A 17,146-nucleotide genomic window follows, 5' to 3' on the forward strand; every position below is an offset into this window, starting at 1 on the left:
ATACAGAACCAGAGGACGGATTTCCCCACTTCTACAGCTACGCTCGTCTACATCCCACCCTGCCTAGGAGCCACCTGATACTGATGTTATCGTTGTAAAACGGTATTTTTTAATGCGGTCAACGACAGTTCAAGGTCAAAAAAACAGTACTATTGAACAACATGCACTTATCAGAACCCGGTTCGGGGCAGTTTATGAAATATCCGGGCTAGAAAAAAGGCCACTATCATTGTGGCCTGATTCAAAACTAAAATTTTCCAGCCTCGCAAAAAATCACGTAACAGATCAGCATTAACTCAAAAGCACTCATCAAGCCGTTACAGCAACGGGCTTCTGATAGGAGATCGGAGAAACCTCAGCCTCTTCGAAAGTCACTATCTCCCATAATTTCTCATTGGCAAGCAACGTTCTAACCAGTTTATTGTTAAGTTCATGGCCAGATTTATGACCAATAAACTGACCGATCAAACTATGCCCCAGCAAATAAAGGTCGCCGATCGCGTCCAGCATCTTGTGCTTGACAAACTCGTCGTGATAGCGGAGACCATCTTCATTGAGAATTCGATACTCATCGACAACAACCACATTATCCACGCTGCCGCCAAGGGCCAGATTCTGGGAACGCAGGTACTCGACATCACGCATAAAACCGAAAGTACGGGCCCTGCTGACTTCCTTCACAAAAGAGGTACTGGAGAAGTCAATCGACGCTGTCTGGGAGCGGCTTTTGAAAACAGGATGATCAAAGTCAATGGTGAAACTTACTTTGAAACCGTCGTATGGTTTGAAGGTTGCCGTTTTATCCCCATCCGTCACCGTCACATCTTCTTTGATGCGAATGAACTTCTTGGGCGCATTCTGCTCCTGAATACCTGCGGACTGGAGCAAGAATACGAATGGACCAGCGCTGCCGTCCATAATGGGAACTTCGTGGGCACTGACCTCTACGTAGGCGTTATCAATACCCAGCCCGGCCAGGGCGGAGAGAAGGTGTTCAACAGTGTCAATTCGGGTGCCGTCTTTATGCAAAGACGTGCACAGTGTCGTCTGCCCGACATTCAGGGCATGTGCCGGAATTTCAATGACCGGGTCAAGGTCTGTACGACAGAAAATGATGCCGGTATCTACGGGAGCAGGCTTAAGAGTAAGGTAAACCTTTTCACCGGAGTGAAGGCCCACGCCCGTAGCACGAATAATATTTTTCAGTGTACGCTGTCTGATCATGATAACGCTGTTCCGCGACCTGAAAGGTCCCTGTTATTTGGATGCAACGTCACATTGTAACAAAAGTAACAATTGAGACAAGTTCGCATTTATACGCCCTGATTAATCCGCCTGACGCCTCAGAAATGCCGGTATATCGAGGTAATCGACACTATCTCCGGTCGCCACCGCTGCCCGTTTACCTTCTTCCCGCGGACCCACTTCCTCTTCCTCCTTCTTTTTGTCACGCAACAGAGGAGAAATGTCCAGCCTGCCATAGTCAGGTGTGCCGTCTTTGTTTTTTGGCGGTGCTTTATCAACCACTTTCAACTGTTCCCTGGCAACGCCGCCAGCACCGATACCGGTTGCCACAACAGTTACCCGCAGCTCGTCCGTTAATTCCGAGTCAATAACAGTACCGATAACAACGGTTGCATCGTTAGACGCAAACTGACTTACAACGTCGCCTACCTGGTTGTACTCACCAACGGTAAAGTCAAGGCCGGCAGTAATGTTAACCAGAACACCTTTGGCTCCCTGGAGATCCACATCTTCCAGCAGCGGACTGCGGATGGCTTTCTCAGCTGCTTCTGCTGCACGGCCGCTACCCGTGGCAACTCCGGTACCCATCATCGCCATACCCATTTCTGACATCACTGTGCGAACATCGGCAAAGTCAACGTTGATGAGACCATCACGGGTAATCAGTTCAGAAATACCCTGCACCGCACCCAGCAGAACATCATTGGCAGCACCAAAGGCATTGAGCAGACTGACATCACTGCCAAGCACTGGCAGTAACTTTTCATTGGGAATGGTAATCAGCGAATCCACATGTTCCTGAAGCTCTTTCAGACCTTCTTCGGCAACCGCCATTCTGCGCTTGCCTTCAAAACCGAATGGCTTCGTGACCACGGCCACGGTCAGTGCGCCAAGCTCCCGGGCTATCTCGGCAACCACCGGAGCTGCGCCGGTCCCTGTACCACCGCCCATGCCAGCGGCAATAAAGACCATATCCGCACCTTTGAGGAGCTCGGCGATACGCTCCCGGTCTTCCATCGCCGCCTCGCGACCGACATTCGGGTTCGCGCCTGCACCAAGCCCTCGCGTGATCGAGGCTCCCAGCTGCAGGTGAGTATGGGCCTGCAAATGCTGCTTTTTCAGCGCCTGGGCGTCGGTGTTTGCACAGGCAAACTCAACACCTTCGAGCTGACTATTCAGCATGTGGCAGACTGCATTACCACCACCACCACCGACACCGATAACTTTTATGACCGCTTCCTGCGGTACGTTATCCACCAATTCAAACATGGTCATCTCCTTTTTATCACCCTTAATCTAACAAATACTTACCAATACCGTTACTGAAAACCTGCGCTGCTACACACTTAAAAGTTCTGAAACCAGCGCTTCATCTTATCCATCAGCCCAGCATCCTGAGGTTTGCTGGCGATCGACTTTTTCAAACCGTCTTTCTGCATTTTCTGGCCATAGTGCAACAGCCCGACACCCGTTGAATAAATGGGATTACTGACCACATCACTCAGCCCTTTCACTAACTGCGGCACACCCAGCCGGACCGGCATGTGGAAAATCTCTTCTGCCAGCTCAATAGCCCCCTCAATCTTGGAAGTACCACCGGTCAGAACGATGCCTGCGGGGATCAGGTCTTCGAAACCACTGCGCCTGATCTCTGCATTAATTAACGTAAACAGCTCGTCGTAACGAGGTTCTACCACCTCTGCCAGTGCCTGCCGGGAAAGCTCCCTGGACGGTCGCTCACCGACACTGGGAACTTTAATGGTTTCATCGGCTCCAGCCAGCTGGGCCAGGGCACAGGCATATTTAATCTTTATGTCTTCGGCATTTTGCGTCGGTGTCCGCAAGGCCATGGCAATGTCATTGGTCACCTGATCACCGGCAATGGGAATCACTGCCGTATGCCGAATGGCACCGTCGGTAAAGATGGCAATATCTGTCGTGCCACCACCGATATCCACCATACAGACGCCCAGCTCTTTCTCATCTTCTGAAAGCACCGAATAACTTGAAGCCAGCTGCTCCAAAATAATATCGTCCACTTCCAGACCACAGCGACGGATGCAGTTCTCAATATTCTGGGCCGCATTAACAGCGCAGGTCACCAGATGAACCTTGGCTTCCAGCCGGACACCGGACATCCCGTGAGGCTCCTTGATCCCCTCCTGGTTATCAATGGCATACTCCTGTGGAAGAATATGCAGAATCCGCTGATCCGCCGGGATCGCCACCGCCTGGGCGGCGTCAATCACCCGGTCAATATCGGCACCATTCACTTCACGCTCACGTATCGCAACGATACCATGGGAGTTAAGACTCTTGATGTGATTGCCGGCAATACCGGCATAGACCGAGTGTATCTGACACCCGGCCATCAGCTCAGCTTCTTCAACGGCTCTCTTAATGGCATGGACCGTAGAGTCAATATTAACCACAACGCCACGCTTAAGCCCGCGGGAAATATGCGAGCCGATGCCGATGACTTCAATGTCACCCTCAGCGTTGAGCTCTCCGACAATAGCCACGACTTTCGAGGTGCCTATATCCAACCCAACGATCAATCTTCCATTATCTGCCGCTGTCATGGCATCAATCTTCCCAAACTTCTCTAACGATCATAAATCTGAGCCTGGCTGATTTATTTTGACCCCGTTTTAACCAGCGTCTCACTCCAGGCAACCGAAGCACCGTTCAAATATCGCAAATCTACCCGCTTTACCTGATCCCAGCGAGGCTCCAGCCTGGCATGATAAAGACGGACAAAACGCTGCAGTCTTTCCATCCTTCGGTCACGACCAATATTGACCTCAACATGTCCTATGGTAAATCGCCATGAGCCACTATTGCTACGTTTCAGCATGGTCAGCCTGAGCCCCATAGGCCGGAGCAACTGGCTGATGGCCAGATATTGCTGCATCACCTCCACCGCCAGCTCTTCCGGGCCATCGAGAACCGGCATGGCAGAAAAACCGGCAATATCCTCTGGTGCAAACACCTCACCTTCATTGCTGATCAGGGCGCTGTTGCCCCACCTCGCCACCGGCTGCTGTTCGGTCAGGCTCACCTGGACACTGTCAGGCCACTGTCGTCGAACCGAGGCAGTCTTAATCCAGGGCATTGCCATCAGAACCTGCTGCATCTGCCGCAAATCAAGGGCAAAAAAACGGTCCTGTAAGTGAGGCTGCAAAACACCCTCGACCTGCTCTCTGGATAAATACTCAAAGCCTGCATGCACTTCCACCCGTGCTATCGGCTGATTCAACCAGTTCACCAACCATGGCATTGAGCCCAGCAAGCCTGCCAGCAGAACAAGAGACACCAGAACCTGAAGCACTCTTTTCCACGGCAGTGTTTTTTTCCCTCTGCCAGCAACCTGTTGACCGTCCCTTCGGGATGCACCCCGTACTTCCCCCGACCAGTCGGCTGAAACAGACCAACCTGCTCGATCAGACATCCGCTGTTTTCAATATTTCAATCACCAGTTCATCGAAAGATAAACCGGCATCCGCTGCGGCCATCGGCAGCAGACTATGATCTGTCATCCCCGGAATAGTATTGACCTCAAGCAACCAGAATCGTCCCTGCTGATCCTGCATAAAGTCAACACGCCCCCAGCCTGAACACCCAAGGGCTTCAAATGCCGTCAGGGCAACCGCCTGCAGCTCCTGCTCCTTAACAGAAGTCAGGCCACAGGGAATGGTGTAGCGGGTATTATCCGACAGATACTTGGCCTGGTAATCATAAAATTCACCCTCTGCCTCAATTCTGATAACAGGCAGCGGCTGACCATTAAGAATACCCACCGTAAACTCAGGCCCATCGATAAACGACTCCACCAGAACAGCCCCTTTGTGCTCCGCTGCATGCTCGCAGGCAGCTTCAAGGTCTTCCCTTCGATCAACCCGTGCCACACCAACACTGGAGCCCTCCATGCTGGGTTTGACAAAGGCGGGCAACAGCGACTCGGCATGGCCAAGATTGTCAACTCCCATGACCAGGGCAAATTCCGGTGTTGGCAGCCCAATGGATTGCCAGAGCAACTTACAGCGGTATTTATCCATCGCCAGGGCCGATGCCATAACACCACTGCCGGGATAGGGAATACCCATGGTTTCCAGCATTCCCTGTATCGTTCCATCTTCTCCCCCACCGCCATGCAAGGCAATGAAGGCGTAGTCAGGTGCATATTGCTGAAGCTGCTCAACAACATTCTCACAGGTATCAATCAGCTGGCATGTCACACCCCGGCGATGCAACGCGGCATAAATACGCTCACCACTGGTCAGGCTCACGTCCCTTTCTGCGGAGTTTCCACCGAAAAGTACAGCAACCTTGCCAAAAGCTTTTGGATCGAAGTGATCACAACTCCGGTCGTACTTCATGCACTGTTTTCCTTTACTATTCAATTCGTAGCTTTACTGTTCTGTCTTCGGCAGAGCCAACTCAGCACTGGCCAGCCTGAGAGCCAGTGCACCAATATCCCCGGCTCCCTGAGCCAACAGCAAGTCACCATCCTGAAGTACATCAGCCAATACTGACTCAACGTCTTCAGGACGGGCAATAAATATCGGATCAACCAGTCCACGCTGGCGAATACTCCGGCATAGTGAGCGGCTGTCCGCCCCTGCAATCGGTTCTTCTCCGGCAGGGTACACTTCCATTAACAGAAGAACATCAACCCTGGACAGCACATCGACAAAATCCTCATACAGGTCACGGGTACGAGAGAAACGATGAGGCTGGTAAATCATCACCAGTCGTTTGTCATCCCAGCCATCACGAACCGCTTTAATGGTCGCATCCACTTCCGTCGGGTGGTGGCCATAATCATCCACCAGCATCACGTCGCCAACCCGGGTAGTAAACTCTCCCAGCACCTGGAAACGTCGACCAACACCATCAAAACGACTCAACCCTTCAGCAATCACCTGATCCGGAAGGCCTTCATCAGCCGCCGTGGCAAACGTGGCCAGAGCATTCAACACGTTATGGCGTCCGGGAATACCCAGTTCAATGGTCACAGGGGCTTCTTCTTCGACATCACTGCGACGAACCAGGTCAAACGAGGTTCTCATGCCCTGCTGGCGAACATTCACTGCCCGGTAATCCGCGTCTTCACTGAAACCATAGGTAATCACCTGTCGTTTGATTTCCAACAACAGTTCCCGAACAACCGGACAGTCGATACAGACAATCGCCACACCGTAAAAAGGCAGATTGTGCAAGAAATCAATAAATGCCTTTTTCAGTTTGCCAAAGTCACCGTCGTAGGTAGACATATGGTCAGCATCAATATTGGTGATAATGGACACCATCGGCTGCAAATGCAGAAAAGAGGCATCAGACTCATCCGCCTCGGCCACCAGGTAACGACTGCCGCCCAGTTTTGCATTGGTACCGGCCGAGTTGAGCCTGCCCCCAATCACAAAAGTCGGGTCCATACCACTGAACCCGAGAACCGAAGCCAGCAGACTGGTGGTAGTGGTCTTGCCATGGGTACCCGCTACCGCAATGCCGTGGCGATAACGCATTAATTCCGCCAGCATCTGAGCCCGGGGAACAATGGGCAGCCGACGTCTTTTCCCCTCAACCACTTCCGGATTATCTCCGGCAACCGCGGTTGAGGTGACAATCACATCTGCGTTGATCACATTGTCGGCACGGTGGCCAATAAACACCTCAATCCCGAGCCCTTCAAGGCGCTCAGTCACTGATGATGCACGAATATCCGAGCCAGAGATTTCATACCCCTGATTCAGCAGGACCTCGGCAATGCCACACATGCCGGAACCACCAATACCGACAAAATGGATTTTGCGGATACGCCTCATCTCTGGCACCGCCACAACGGGAATCCGACTTTTTACATCAGGCATAAGAGACCTCCTTACCAGCCGCTTCAAGACAGAGCCTGACCACGTCATCAGTCGCCTGTGGCAAACTGGCCGTTCTTGCTGATGAGGCCATTCGTTCAAGCTGTTCAGGATTATCTGCCAGCTTCAAAATCATGTTTGTCAAACTGTCCACATGCAAATCTTTTTGCTGAACCATCAGGGCTGCACCTCGATCGACCAGGTAACGCCCATTCACTGTCTGATGATCATCCACCGCAAACGGGAAAGGCACCAGAATTCCGGGTTTTCCTGCCGCTGCCAGTTCTGCGATGGTTAATGCGCCAGAGCGGCAGATGACCAGATCCGCCCACTCATAAGCCTGAGCCATATCATCAATAAACGGCTCTACCCGACCGGAAACGCCGAGCTGCTGATAATCTGCCAGGCACTGCTCAAAGGTTCCCTTACCGGTCTGGTGCCAGACGTCAATCTGAGCACCACAGTTTTGTAAAACCCGGGGAATCATCTGGTTGATTGCCAGGGCTCCCCGACTTCCCCCAACGACCAGCAGCCTTAAGGGAGTGCGTGGTAAATGGGCAGGAACGGCGACAATCTCCGAACGCACCGGATTCCCGGTCAGCATAACTTTCCGGGCAATGCGTGAAGAGAGCCCCGCAAAGGTTCCCGGAAACGCTTCAAGCACCCGGGTAGCGATCCTGGCCAGCAGTTTATTGGTCAGGCCTGCCACGGCATTTTGTTCATGAACCACCAGGGGAATTCCCAACAACCGCGCAGCCACACCACCGGGCCCTGTGACATAGCCCCCCATACCAACAACACAAACCGGCCGGTGTTCTCTCAGAACCCGAACGGCTTTAAATAATGAAACAGCCAGACGCCAGGGAGCTTTCAACAGAAAACTCAACCCTTTGCCCCGCAGGCCAGTGACCGGAATAAAACTGATATCAATACCATGCCCGGGCACAAGCTCGGCTTCCATGCTTCCGGGAGTCCCCAGCCAATGCACCCGGTATCCCTGATTAATCAGCTCCCTGGCTGTAGCCAGCCCCGGGAAAATATGTCCTCCGGTACCCCCTGCCATGATAATCACTTTGGGTGCTTCCGGAGGCGTTTGAGAAACTGCCTGCTCAGCCATTTGTATTACCTCCAGCGGCTTCACTCGTCTTTCGCTCCTGAGCCTTCCGCCCCGCAACCGGCTTAACCTCTGTGGCTTTAGTCAGACGACGTTCAAAATCGATGCGTAACAAAATACCAAATGCCAGACAGTTGACAATTAAACTGCTGCCTCCATAGCTGATCATGGGTAAGGCCAGCCCTTTGGTGGGCAGCAGTCCGGTATTCACAGAAATGTTAATCAACGCCTGACAGGCAAAAAGCAGGGCAATACCATAAGCGACGAAGCCATGGAATAACATCCCCCCGGCTTCCGCTCTTGAGCCCAGCTGCAATGACCGCCAGGCAACAAACAGAAACAGCCCAAGCAGCAGCAACGAACCAATCAGGCCAAATTCTTCTGCCAATACAGCAAAAACAAAATCCGTGTGCGCCTCCGGCAGGTAAAACAGTTTCTGGATGCTATTGCCCAGCCCTTCACCCAGCCAGGCACCCCGACCAAACGCGATCAGAGCCTGGGTTAACTGATAACCACTGCCAAAAGCATGGGCCCACGGATCCATGTAGGAGGTGATACGAGCCATACGATAAGGCTCCATCCAGATCAACAGGACAATCAGGATAATCACGCCGGCAATCATGACCAGAAACTGGTGGAACCGTGCGCCCGCCATAAAGATCATCCCCATCACCGCCACGGTCAGCACCACCAGCGCGCCAAGATCCGGCTCCGCAAGCAGCAGCAAAGCCAACCCGGAGAGCACCAGCATGGGTTTGATAAAGCCACTCCAGCGCGTACGCACTTCATCAAGATGTCGCACCAGATAGCCTGCCAGATAAATCACCACACACAGCTTGGCAACCTCTGAGGCTTGCAGGTTAAAAAAGCCAAGGGGAATCCAGCGGACACTACCATTAATTTCCCGACCCACAATCAGCACCAGCACCAGCAGAAAGAACGCAACCAGCAAGCCAACCCAGCTCAACTGCTGAATCCGGCTGACAGGCACCAGCATCATGACGCCCATGGCACCCAGCCCCACCACCATAAACAGAAACTGCTTAAAGACGACTCTGAATGGATCACCAAAGGTCGCACTGGAAACATCCATGGAGGCAGAACCCACCATCACCAGACCAATGGCCAGCAAGGCAAGCACAGCCCCGAACAGGGTCATGTCAACATTCGTGGACCTTGCCCCTGCCTGTTCTATGGACTCTTTCTCCGTGAGAAAGCTGTGTCGAACCCGCTTCAGCATACAATCAAACCATTGACCAGCTCTGCAAATCGGTCACCCCGATGCTCAAAGCTGTTGAACATATCAAAACTGGCGCATGCCGGTGCCAACAGCACGGCATCACCGGGTTTGGCCAACTGTGCAGCAAGACTGACGGCATCATCCAGACTGGCAACCTTATGAATCTCGGCACTGCCCTGCACGGCCTGCTCAATGGCGGGCCCGTCACGCCCAATCAGGATCAGATGACTGACATAACGCGCAACCGCTGGCTGCAAATCGGAGAAATCCGCACCTTTACCATCACCACCGGCAATCAGAATAATCTGGCCTGCCAGCCCTTCGCCCAGGCCTTCAATAGCCGCGACGGAGGCTCCGACATTGGTGGCTTTGGAGTCGTTAAACCAGGCAACGCCATCCTGCTCACCCAACCATTGGCAACGATGCTTCAACCCGGGAAAGGCCATCAGCGCTTCGAACATGGCATTGGCATCAAGACCTATCGCCTCGCCCAGGGCCAAAGCAGCAAGGGCATTCAAATAATTGTGACGGCCTTTGAGTTTCATCTGGCGGGTATTGATCTGCTTTTCCAGCCCCTTGCTCAGCCAGATGCCGTCATCGTCAGCAAGAAGCCCCATCTGGCCAAGATCCGGAGCCCCGCTGGTAAAGGTCACCGCTCCCGCAGTCACTGGAAGCAATGGGGAAGTAAGAGGATCGTCCCGGTTAAATACAGCGGTTTTGCACCCTTTGTAAATGCGCTGCTTGGCCTGGTGGTATTCAACCAGCGTCGGGTAACGATCCATATGGTCCGGACTGATGTTCAGAACCGTCGCTGCCGTTGCACGGAGGCTATGGGTGGTCTCCAGCTGAAAACTGGAAAGCTCCAGAACGTAAACATCAATATTGTCATCATCCAGCAAATCAAGCACCGGAGTTCCGATATTGCCCCCTACGCCGGGCTTAAGCCCTGAACAGCTGACCATTTCACCAACCAGCGTGGTCACCGTGCTTTTGCCATTGGAGCCGGTAATGGCGACGAGCGGCTTCTTTGTTGAAACAGCCGAGGCAGCATTGACCGCTCGACAAAACAGCTCAATATCACCAATGGCAATAGCGCCATTGTCCATCGCCCGGGCAATGGCCGGTTCCGACAGAGCGATACCCGGACTAACCACCAACTCATCAGCAGCCATTAACCACTGCTCGTTGAAACCACCGGTATGCAGGGGTACATCAGGAAATAGCTGACGACATTCCGCTTCACCCGGAGGCGTTTCCCGGGTATCAATAATTTTGAATGGCAACCCCTGGCTATGAAGATAACGGGCACAGGACAACCCGGTCTTGCCAAGACCGACAATCACACGATGACAGCTCGAGCCAATCAGCCCTGATGGCTCGTTATCTGCTGCTGTTTTCTTAACAAGAGTACTTCTTGTCACAATCCCGTTACCCTTAAACCCGTTAGCGAATTTTCAACGATGCCAGTCCAATCAGAACCAGCACAATAGTAATAATCCAAAAGCGCACGATGACCCGGGGTTCAGGCCACCCTTTCAACTCAAAGTGGTGGTGCAGCGGTGCCATGCGAAATATACGACGACCGGTTAACTTGTAGGAGCCCACCTGCAAAATGACAGAGACCGTCTCCATAACAAAAACACCGCCCATAATAATCAGCACGATTTCCTGGCGGACGATAACCGCAACAACCCCGAGGGCAGCACCCAGCGCAAGAGCACCCACATCACCCATAAAGACCTGGGCCGGGTAGGTGTTAAACCAGAGAAAACCAAGGCCTGCCCCGGCGATGGCTGCACAAAATACCATCAGCTCTCCAGCTCCCGGCACCGCAGGAATCAGCAGGTACTGGGCAAAGGTTGCATGTCCACTCAGATAGGCAAATACCGCCAGAGCTGAAGCCACCATCACAGTGGGCAAAATGGCCAGACCATCCAGGCCATCCGTCAGGTTGACGGCATTACTGGAACCGACAATGGTCAGGTAGGCCAGCACCACAAAAAATGGCCCCAGCTGCAACGTGGCATTTTTGAAAAAGGGAATAATCAGGGTTGTTTCTGTCGCAGATGGCGCGGTAAAAAACAGGAACAAAGCGGCACCCAGGCCAGCAACCGATTGCCAGAACATCTTCCAGCGCGCCGGCAAACCACGGGAGTTCTTTTCAACCACTTTGCGGTAATCATCCACCCAGCCAACCGCACCGAAAATACCGGTAACGAACAGCACAACCCAGACGTAGCGGTTACTCAGATCGGCCCATAGCAAGGTGCTGATGGCAATACAGATAAGAATCAGGGCACCACCCATGGTCGGGGTGCCAGCCTTGCTTAAATGGCTTTGTGGACCATCATCACGGACCGCCTGGCCAATCTGGTAAAAACTCAGTTTGCGAATAAAGTGAGGCCCAAGCCATAAGCTCATGGCCAGAGCCGTGAGGACCCCGAAAATACCTCGCAACGTGAGGTACTTGAACACCAGAAATCCATGGTAATACTGGGCTAAATAATCTGCCAGCCAGACCAGCATCAGGCATCTCCCTTGTAATCAGACCCAATCAGAGCCTGGATAATGTCCAACATCTTCATCCCTTTTGATCCTTTCACCATGACAGCCATACTGTCGCTGTTAGTAATGCTCTGAAGCTGTGCTTTCAGAAAGGCAATCAACTCGCTTTTATCGTCGAAGTGCTGTCCGCTGCCAAAGGCTTCACTGGCCAGGCGCGCAGAAGGCCCGAAACTCAAAAACTGCTGAATACCCAGTTTTTGCGCATAGCGGCCAATGTCCCGATGGCGTTCATCGGATATCTCACCCAGGTCCAGCATGTCGCCCAGAACCATAATGGTCCGGCCACCACAGTCCGCCAGCTGTTCCAGTGCCGCCAGCGTCGCTTTCGGGTTGGCATTGTAAGTTTCATCAATCAGGACTGCACCGGACGAGTGAACAAAGCGTTGTCCACGCCGCTGATAAGGTCGGGCATTTTCCAGTCCACGGGCAATAATGTCCAGCGACAACCCACAGGCAAGTGCAACCGCCGCCGCGCAACAGGCATTGGTCACCTGGTAACGACCCCAGAAGGAAAGCTGCAGCGTTTGTTGCTCTGGCTGCTGCCCCTTTCGGCGAATATGCAACGTGAATCGGGTGCCTTCCTGATTGGGCGTGATATCACTGGCAAAACAGTTCGCCTCAGGACTCTGGGCACTGAAACTGATCATGTGTCGACCCGGCTTTTGCAGAACCCGGTCACACCACTGACCGTAGAACCGGTCATCCATATTCAGAACTGCTGTACCATCGTCCGGCAGAGCATCCAGAATAAACCCTTTTTCCCAGGCAACCCCTTCAACACTCTTCAAATCCGCCAGATGGGTTTCAGCGGCATTGACGATCACGGATACGTCAGGGCTGCCCATATTGGCAATGTATGCAATTTCACCGGGAGCACTGGTGCCCATCTCAACCACGGCAAACTGATGGGCTTCGTTGATTCTTAACAACGTTAAGGGTGTGCCCAGCGCATTATTGAGGTTGCCTTGCGTTGCCAGCGTTGGGCCAGCTTCAGAGAACATCGCCAGCAACATCTCTTTGACCGATGTTTTGCCGCAGGAGCCGGTAACACCCACCAGACACCCGGCAAAGCGATTGCGATTGGCAGCACCCAACAGCCCAAGTGCCTGTTCACAATTGGCCACCACAATCTGTGGCAAAGTGGCACCAGTGACATAGTGTTCGGTCAGGGCAGCAACAGCGCCTGCCGCCTGCGCCTGGTCCAGGTAATCGTGGCCATCAAAGCGGGGACCTTTAATAGCAATAAAAAGATCACCCGGTTGCAATGTTCGGGTATCAATACTGACACCGGTAACTGACAGCTCATCATTTGGCAGATCATGCAACTGACCGTTAACAATCCCGGCAACTTCGACAAGGCGCATCGATTCAATCATGCCTGCACATCCTCTTGAACATTTCGCGATCGGGCGCCTGTGCATTGCGATTGCAATACCCGCTGCACCTGCTCTGCATCATCGAAGTGATGTCGAACACCATCAATTTCCTGATAGTTTTCATGCCCCTTGCCCGCGATCACGATAATGTCACCGGCACTGGCGGAAGTAATTGTGGCACGGATGGCTTCAGAGCGATCAGCAATCACCTGAATGCGCTGACGGTCATGCTCTGTAATACCGTCCAGCGCATCAGTGATGATCTGGCGTGGATCTTCAGTTCTGGGATTATCACTGGTCAGCACTGCTTTATCCGCACCGTTCAAAGCGGCGAACGTCATCAAAGGTCGCTTACCTCTGTCCCGGTCACCACCACACCCATATATACAGACAATTTTCCCGGCGTCTTGTTCGCAATCTTTTGTGGAAGGCGTCATTCTCTCTATTTGTGCACGGTGCTCACGCAATGAAGAAAGCACACTGTCAATGGCATCCGGCGTATGGGCATAATCAACCAGCACCAGCGGCTGAGTGCCACCACCAAACTGCTGCATCCTGCCGGGAGGGGCAGAAATCGCCGGAATAGCCGCCAGAAGGCGATCAAGTGCATACCCCTGGACACCCAACGCAGCGATAACCGCCAACAGATTTTCCAGGTTAAAACGTCCCAGTAATGAAGTCGCCAATGTACCCACACCCCAGGGCGTATGAAGGGTTGCCCTGAAACCTTGTGGTAACGTCTCAATGTTACTGAGATACACATCTGCCGAAGCATCTTCCAGGGACCAAGTGGTGATATTGGCACTCTGTGGGCAGGAGGAAAGCATCAGCGGTGCAAACTCATCGTCCTTGCCAATAACCGCATACCGGTATGTACACTCGGAAAACAGCCGGGCCTTGGCCGCTGCGTAGTTCTCCAGGGAACCGTGATAATCCAGATGATCACGACTGATATGGGTAAACAGCGCCACCTCAAAAGAGACCCCGGACACCCGTCCCTGATCAAGCCCGTGGGATGACACCTCCATGGCCAGCGCCTCTACGCCATCCGCTACCAGTTGCCCCAGGTACTGCTGCAGGGAAATCACATCACTGGTGGTATTTAAGGAAGCCTCCATCTGCCCCGGCAACCCGCGCCCCACTGTGCCCATTAATGCACAGGGCTTGCCCAGCTGCCCGAGGATTTCAGAGATAAACCAGCAACAGGAGGTTTTGCCATTGGTGCCGGTAACACCAATAACGCTCAACTGTTCAGAAGGTTGCCGATAAAAACGATCAGCCAGCAATCCAACCTTGCCACTGAGGTCCGGAACAAAAAAAACGGACTCATTGCCTGCCGCAGCAGACAGATCAAACCCTTCGCTATCATCCACCAGCACCGCTGCGGCACCTTTTTCCAGGGCATCAGCAATGTAATTGCGGCCATCGGACTGAATACCGGGAATCGCAATAAACAACTCACCCCCGGTAATCTTGCGACTATCGAGGGTCATATGATTCAGCTTCCTGTCTACCGCTACCACCGGTAGCTGCAGTTCGGCAAGCACGCCATTGAGAGTATTCTCTTGCTCAGCTGTCATTGCTTTTCGCTTTAACCTTCTTCCAATGGTGTAGAAATTTGCTCATCCCGATCATGGGGATTAAATGCCATACGCCGATCTGCCCCCGGATTACCCAACTCACCAGGCTCAACCCCCAGCATTCGCAGCGCCCCGGCTGCCACCTTGGAGAATACCGGCGCGGCAATCAGGCCACCGTAATAGTTCTTGCCAGAGGGATCATCAATAATGACCACCATGGCAAACCGGGGATTATCAATAGGTGCCAAACCGGCAAACATACCTATGTAGCGATCCTTGATATAACCGTTTGGCCCCACCTTTCTGGCTGTTCCGGTTTTCCCGCCAACCTCAAAGGCATCGATCATCGCCCGGCCACCGGTTCCGCCATGAACCACCTCACGAAGCATTTTCCTCAGATCATCCGCCACCTGCTGATCCATTACCCGAACACCGTCGGGCACCACATCTCTCTTGATCAGCGAGACAGGGCGCATCATGCCACCGGAGCCAAGTACGGTATAGGCCTGAGCCAGTTGTAACGGTGTCACGGTCAAACCGTAGCCAAAGGATAAGGTGGCAATCTCGATATCACTCCAGCGATCCCGATAGGGCAAATAGCCCGGATTTTCACCGGGAAAACCGGTGCCGGTGCTTTGACCAAGGCCAACCCTCTGGAGCAAATCCAGCATCTTATCCGGACCAATGGCCAGCACCATTTTTGACACCCCGACGTTACTGGACTGTCTCAGCACAGTGGTCACATCAATAGCACCGTGATTCCGGTTATCCTTTACCTGATCCCTGCCCAGTCGCAGGTAACCGGGTGCGGTATTAATCACTGAGTCTTTGTGAAACTGACCAGACTCCAGGGCAGCCGCTACCGCAAAAGGTTTCATTGTTGACCCCGGCTCGACCATATCGGTCACCACCCGGTTGCGCATCTTATGGGCCTGCATATCCGCCCGGTTATTCGGGTTGTAGGCAGGCTGGTTGACCATTGCCAGGACTTCCCCGGTCTTGACATCCAGCATGATCAAAGAACCCGCCTTGGCTTTGTGCTGCTCAACCGCCTTTTTCAACTCCCGGTAAGCCATATACTGAAGCCTCAGATCAATACTGAGCATCAGTTCCTTGCCGGGGCTGGCACTTTTCATCAGCTCAGCCTGTCGGGCAAGCTGGCCTTTACGGTCTTTCAGCACCCTTCGCTGACCAGGCTCACCGGACAGCCAATCATTGTAGGCTAACTCCAGACCTTCCTGACCAGACTCATCGATATTGGTAAAACCCACCAGATGGGCGGTCACCTCGGCAGCCGGGTAGTAGCGCCGGTGCTCATTGATCGCCCCGACACCCGGCACTCTCAAGGCCATGACCGTTGCCCCCTGCTCCGGAGTCAGCTGCCGTTTGAGGTAGATAAAATCCCGGGTTTTAGCCGCCTGCACACGATCCGACAACCACTTATGGGAAACGCCCAAGGCCTTTGCCAGGTCCTGCCAGCGGTCACTGGCCTGGTACAGCACTTCAGGGTCAGCCCAGATCGTGACAACCGGCGTACTGACCGCCAGCGGGTCACCATTGCGGTCAAAAATTACGCCTCTGTGCGCAGCCACTGACTCATAGCGAACAGAACGTTTATCACCTTCATTTTGCAGAAAGTGCCGATCCAGCAATTGCAAATCGACAATTCGGTAACCAATGGCCAGCCCTGCCACCAACAGGACCGATTGCAGCATTTTCAGCCGCCACTTTCGGGTCAGGCTATTCACCACACGGCCAATCCAGGCAGTCCCCTTGCCAGCTTTGCTCTCGGCCGCTGACCGGTTTCGCGGTGATACTTTCTGTCCCTGAGCTCGCCCCTGAGTCATGGCAGAACCATCTCTATCTGGCTGCTCTTTGGCACATCCATGTCCAGTTTCTCCCTGGCAACCTGTTCAATTTTTCCCGGTGATGTCAGTGTGCTGTGCTCCAGCAACAACTTACCCCACTCAACCTGTGCACTGTTCCGGTTCTCAAGCTCCTGCTGAATCCGGTTATTCAGAAGACGGTTCTCGTAGGAAACGTAACCCACAGACAATCCCGACAATATCACCAGCAACAACAGCAAAAGCGCAGCACCATAAGATCGAAGAAGATGCAGACACGCCAGAAGACCACTATCCATCATCAGGCCCATC

14 protein-coding genes are annotated in these 17,146 nt (G+C 53.2%); all 14 read right to left on the reverse strand.

What is annotated here, in order from left to right; genetic code table 11:
* Positions 1 to 309: 309 nt before the first annotated feature.
* Positions 310 to 1,224 (reverse strand): UDP-3-O-acyl-N-acetylglucosamine deacetylase, encoded by a 915-nt coding sequence (gene lpxC, locus CX664_RS10345; RefSeq protein WP_101746658.1) that lies wholly within the window; start codon positions 1,222 to 1,224, stop codon positions 310 to 312.
* A 102-nt stretch (positions 1,225 to 1,326) separates the two neighbouring features.
* Positions 1,327 to 2,514, reverse strand: a complete 1,188-nt coding sequence (gene ftsZ / locus CX664_RS10350; RefSeq protein WP_101746659.1) for a cell division protein FtsZ — start codon at positions 2,512 to 2,514, stop codon at positions 1,327 to 1,329.
* A gap of 77 nt (positions 2,515 to 2,591) precedes the next feature.
* Complete coding sequence (gene ftsA, locus CX664_RS10355) at positions 2,592 to 3,827, reverse strand: cell division protein FtsA (RefSeq protein ID WP_101746660.1); 1,236 nt, start codon at positions 3,825 to 3,827, stop codon at positions 2,592 to 2,594.
* A gap of 53 nt (positions 3,828 to 3,880) precedes the next feature.
* On the reverse strand, positions 3,881 to 4,696 hold the full coding sequence (locus tag CX664_RS10360; protein WP_101746661.1) for a cell division protein FtsQ/DivIB: 816 nt from the start codon (positions 4,694 to 4,696) through the stop codon (positions 3,881 to 3,883).
* Positions 4,689 to 5,624, reverse strand: a complete 936-nt coding sequence (locus tag CX664_RS10365; RefSeq protein WP_101746662.1) for a D-alanine--D-alanine ligase — start codon at positions 5,622 to 5,624, stop codon at positions 4,689 to 4,691. Before CX664_RS10365 ends, CX664_RS10360 begins: the two co-directional genes overlap by 8 nt.
* Before the next feature lie 33 nt (positions 5,625 to 5,657).
* Positions 5,658 to 7,118, reverse strand: coding sequence for a UDP-N-acetylmuramate--L-alanine ligase (murC, locus tag CX664_RS10370; RefSeq protein ID WP_101746663.1), 1,461 nt, complete (start codon positions 7,116 to 7,118; stop codon positions 5,658 to 5,660).
* Positions 7,111 to 8,232: an undecaprenyldiphospho-muramoylpentapeptide beta-N-acetylglucosaminyltransferase gene (murG, locus tag CX664_RS10375; protein WP_101746664.1), complete on the reverse strand. Its 1,122-nt coding sequence runs from the start codon at positions 8,230 to 8,232 to the stop codon at positions 7,111 to 7,113. The genes murC and murG overlap by 8 nt, the downstream gene beginning before the upstream one ends.
* On the reverse strand, positions 8,225 to 9,469 hold the full coding sequence (gene ftsW / locus CX664_RS10380; protein WP_101746665.1) for a putative lipid II flippase FtsW: 1,245 nt from the start codon (positions 9,467 to 9,469) through the stop codon (positions 8,225 to 8,227). Before ftsW ends, murG begins: the two co-directional genes overlap by 8 nt.
* Positions 9,463 to 10,890: a UDP-N-acetylmuramoyl-L-alanine--D-glutamate ligase gene (gene murD / locus CX664_RS10385; protein WP_180966446.1), complete on the reverse strand. Its 1,428-nt coding sequence runs from the start codon at positions 10,888 to 10,890 to the stop codon at positions 9,463 to 9,465. Before murD ends, ftsW begins: the two co-directional genes overlap by 7 nt.
* Before the next feature lie 22 nt (positions 10,891 to 10,912).
* Positions 10,913 to 11,995 carry a phospho-N-acetylmuramoyl-pentapeptide-transferase gene (mraY, locus tag CX664_RS10390; protein WP_101746667.1) on the reverse strand — a complete coding sequence of 361 codons (1,083 nt, stop codon included), beginning with the start codon at positions 11,993 to 11,995 and terminating at the stop codon, positions 10,913 to 10,915.
* Positions 11,995 to 13,410, reverse strand: a complete 1,416-nt coding sequence (locus tag CX664_RS10395; RefSeq protein WP_180966447.1) for a UDP-N-acetylmuramoyl-tripeptide--D-alanyl-D-alanine ligase — start codon at positions 13,408 to 13,410, stop codon at positions 11,995 to 11,997. Before CX664_RS10395 ends, mraY begins: the two co-directional genes overlap by 1 nt.
* The gene (locus CX664_RS10400) at positions 13,407 to 14,990 is read right to left on the reverse strand and encodes a UDP-N-acetylmuramoyl-L-alanyl-D-glutamate--2,6-diaminopimelate ligase (protein ID WP_101746669.1); all 1,584 of its coding nucleotides are present in this window, start codon (positions 14,988 to 14,990) and stop codon (positions 13,407 to 13,409) included. The genes CX664_RS10395 and CX664_RS10400 overlap by 4 nt, the downstream gene beginning before the upstream one ends.
* Before the next feature lie 11 nt (positions 14,991 to 15,001).
* On the reverse strand, positions 15,002 to 16,837 hold the full coding sequence (locus tag CX664_RS10405) for a peptidoglycan D,D-transpeptidase FtsI family protein (RefSeq protein WP_101746670.1): 1,836 nt from the start codon (positions 16,835 to 16,837) through the stop codon (positions 15,002 to 15,004).
* Positions 16,834 to 17,145, reverse strand: coding sequence for a cell division protein FtsL (gene ftsL, locus CX664_RS10410; RefSeq protein WP_101746671.1), 312 nt, complete (start codon positions 17,143 to 17,145; stop codon positions 16,834 to 16,836). The genes CX664_RS10405 and ftsL overlap by 4 nt, the downstream gene beginning before the upstream one ends.
* Between the last annotated feature and the right edge of the window lies 1 nt (position 17,146).

Source organism: Endozoicomonas acroporae, from assembly GCF_002864045.1.
Lineage (GTDB): Bacteria > Pseudomonadota > Gammaproteobacteria > Pseudomonadales > Endozoicomonadaceae > Endozoicomonas > Endozoicomonas acroporae.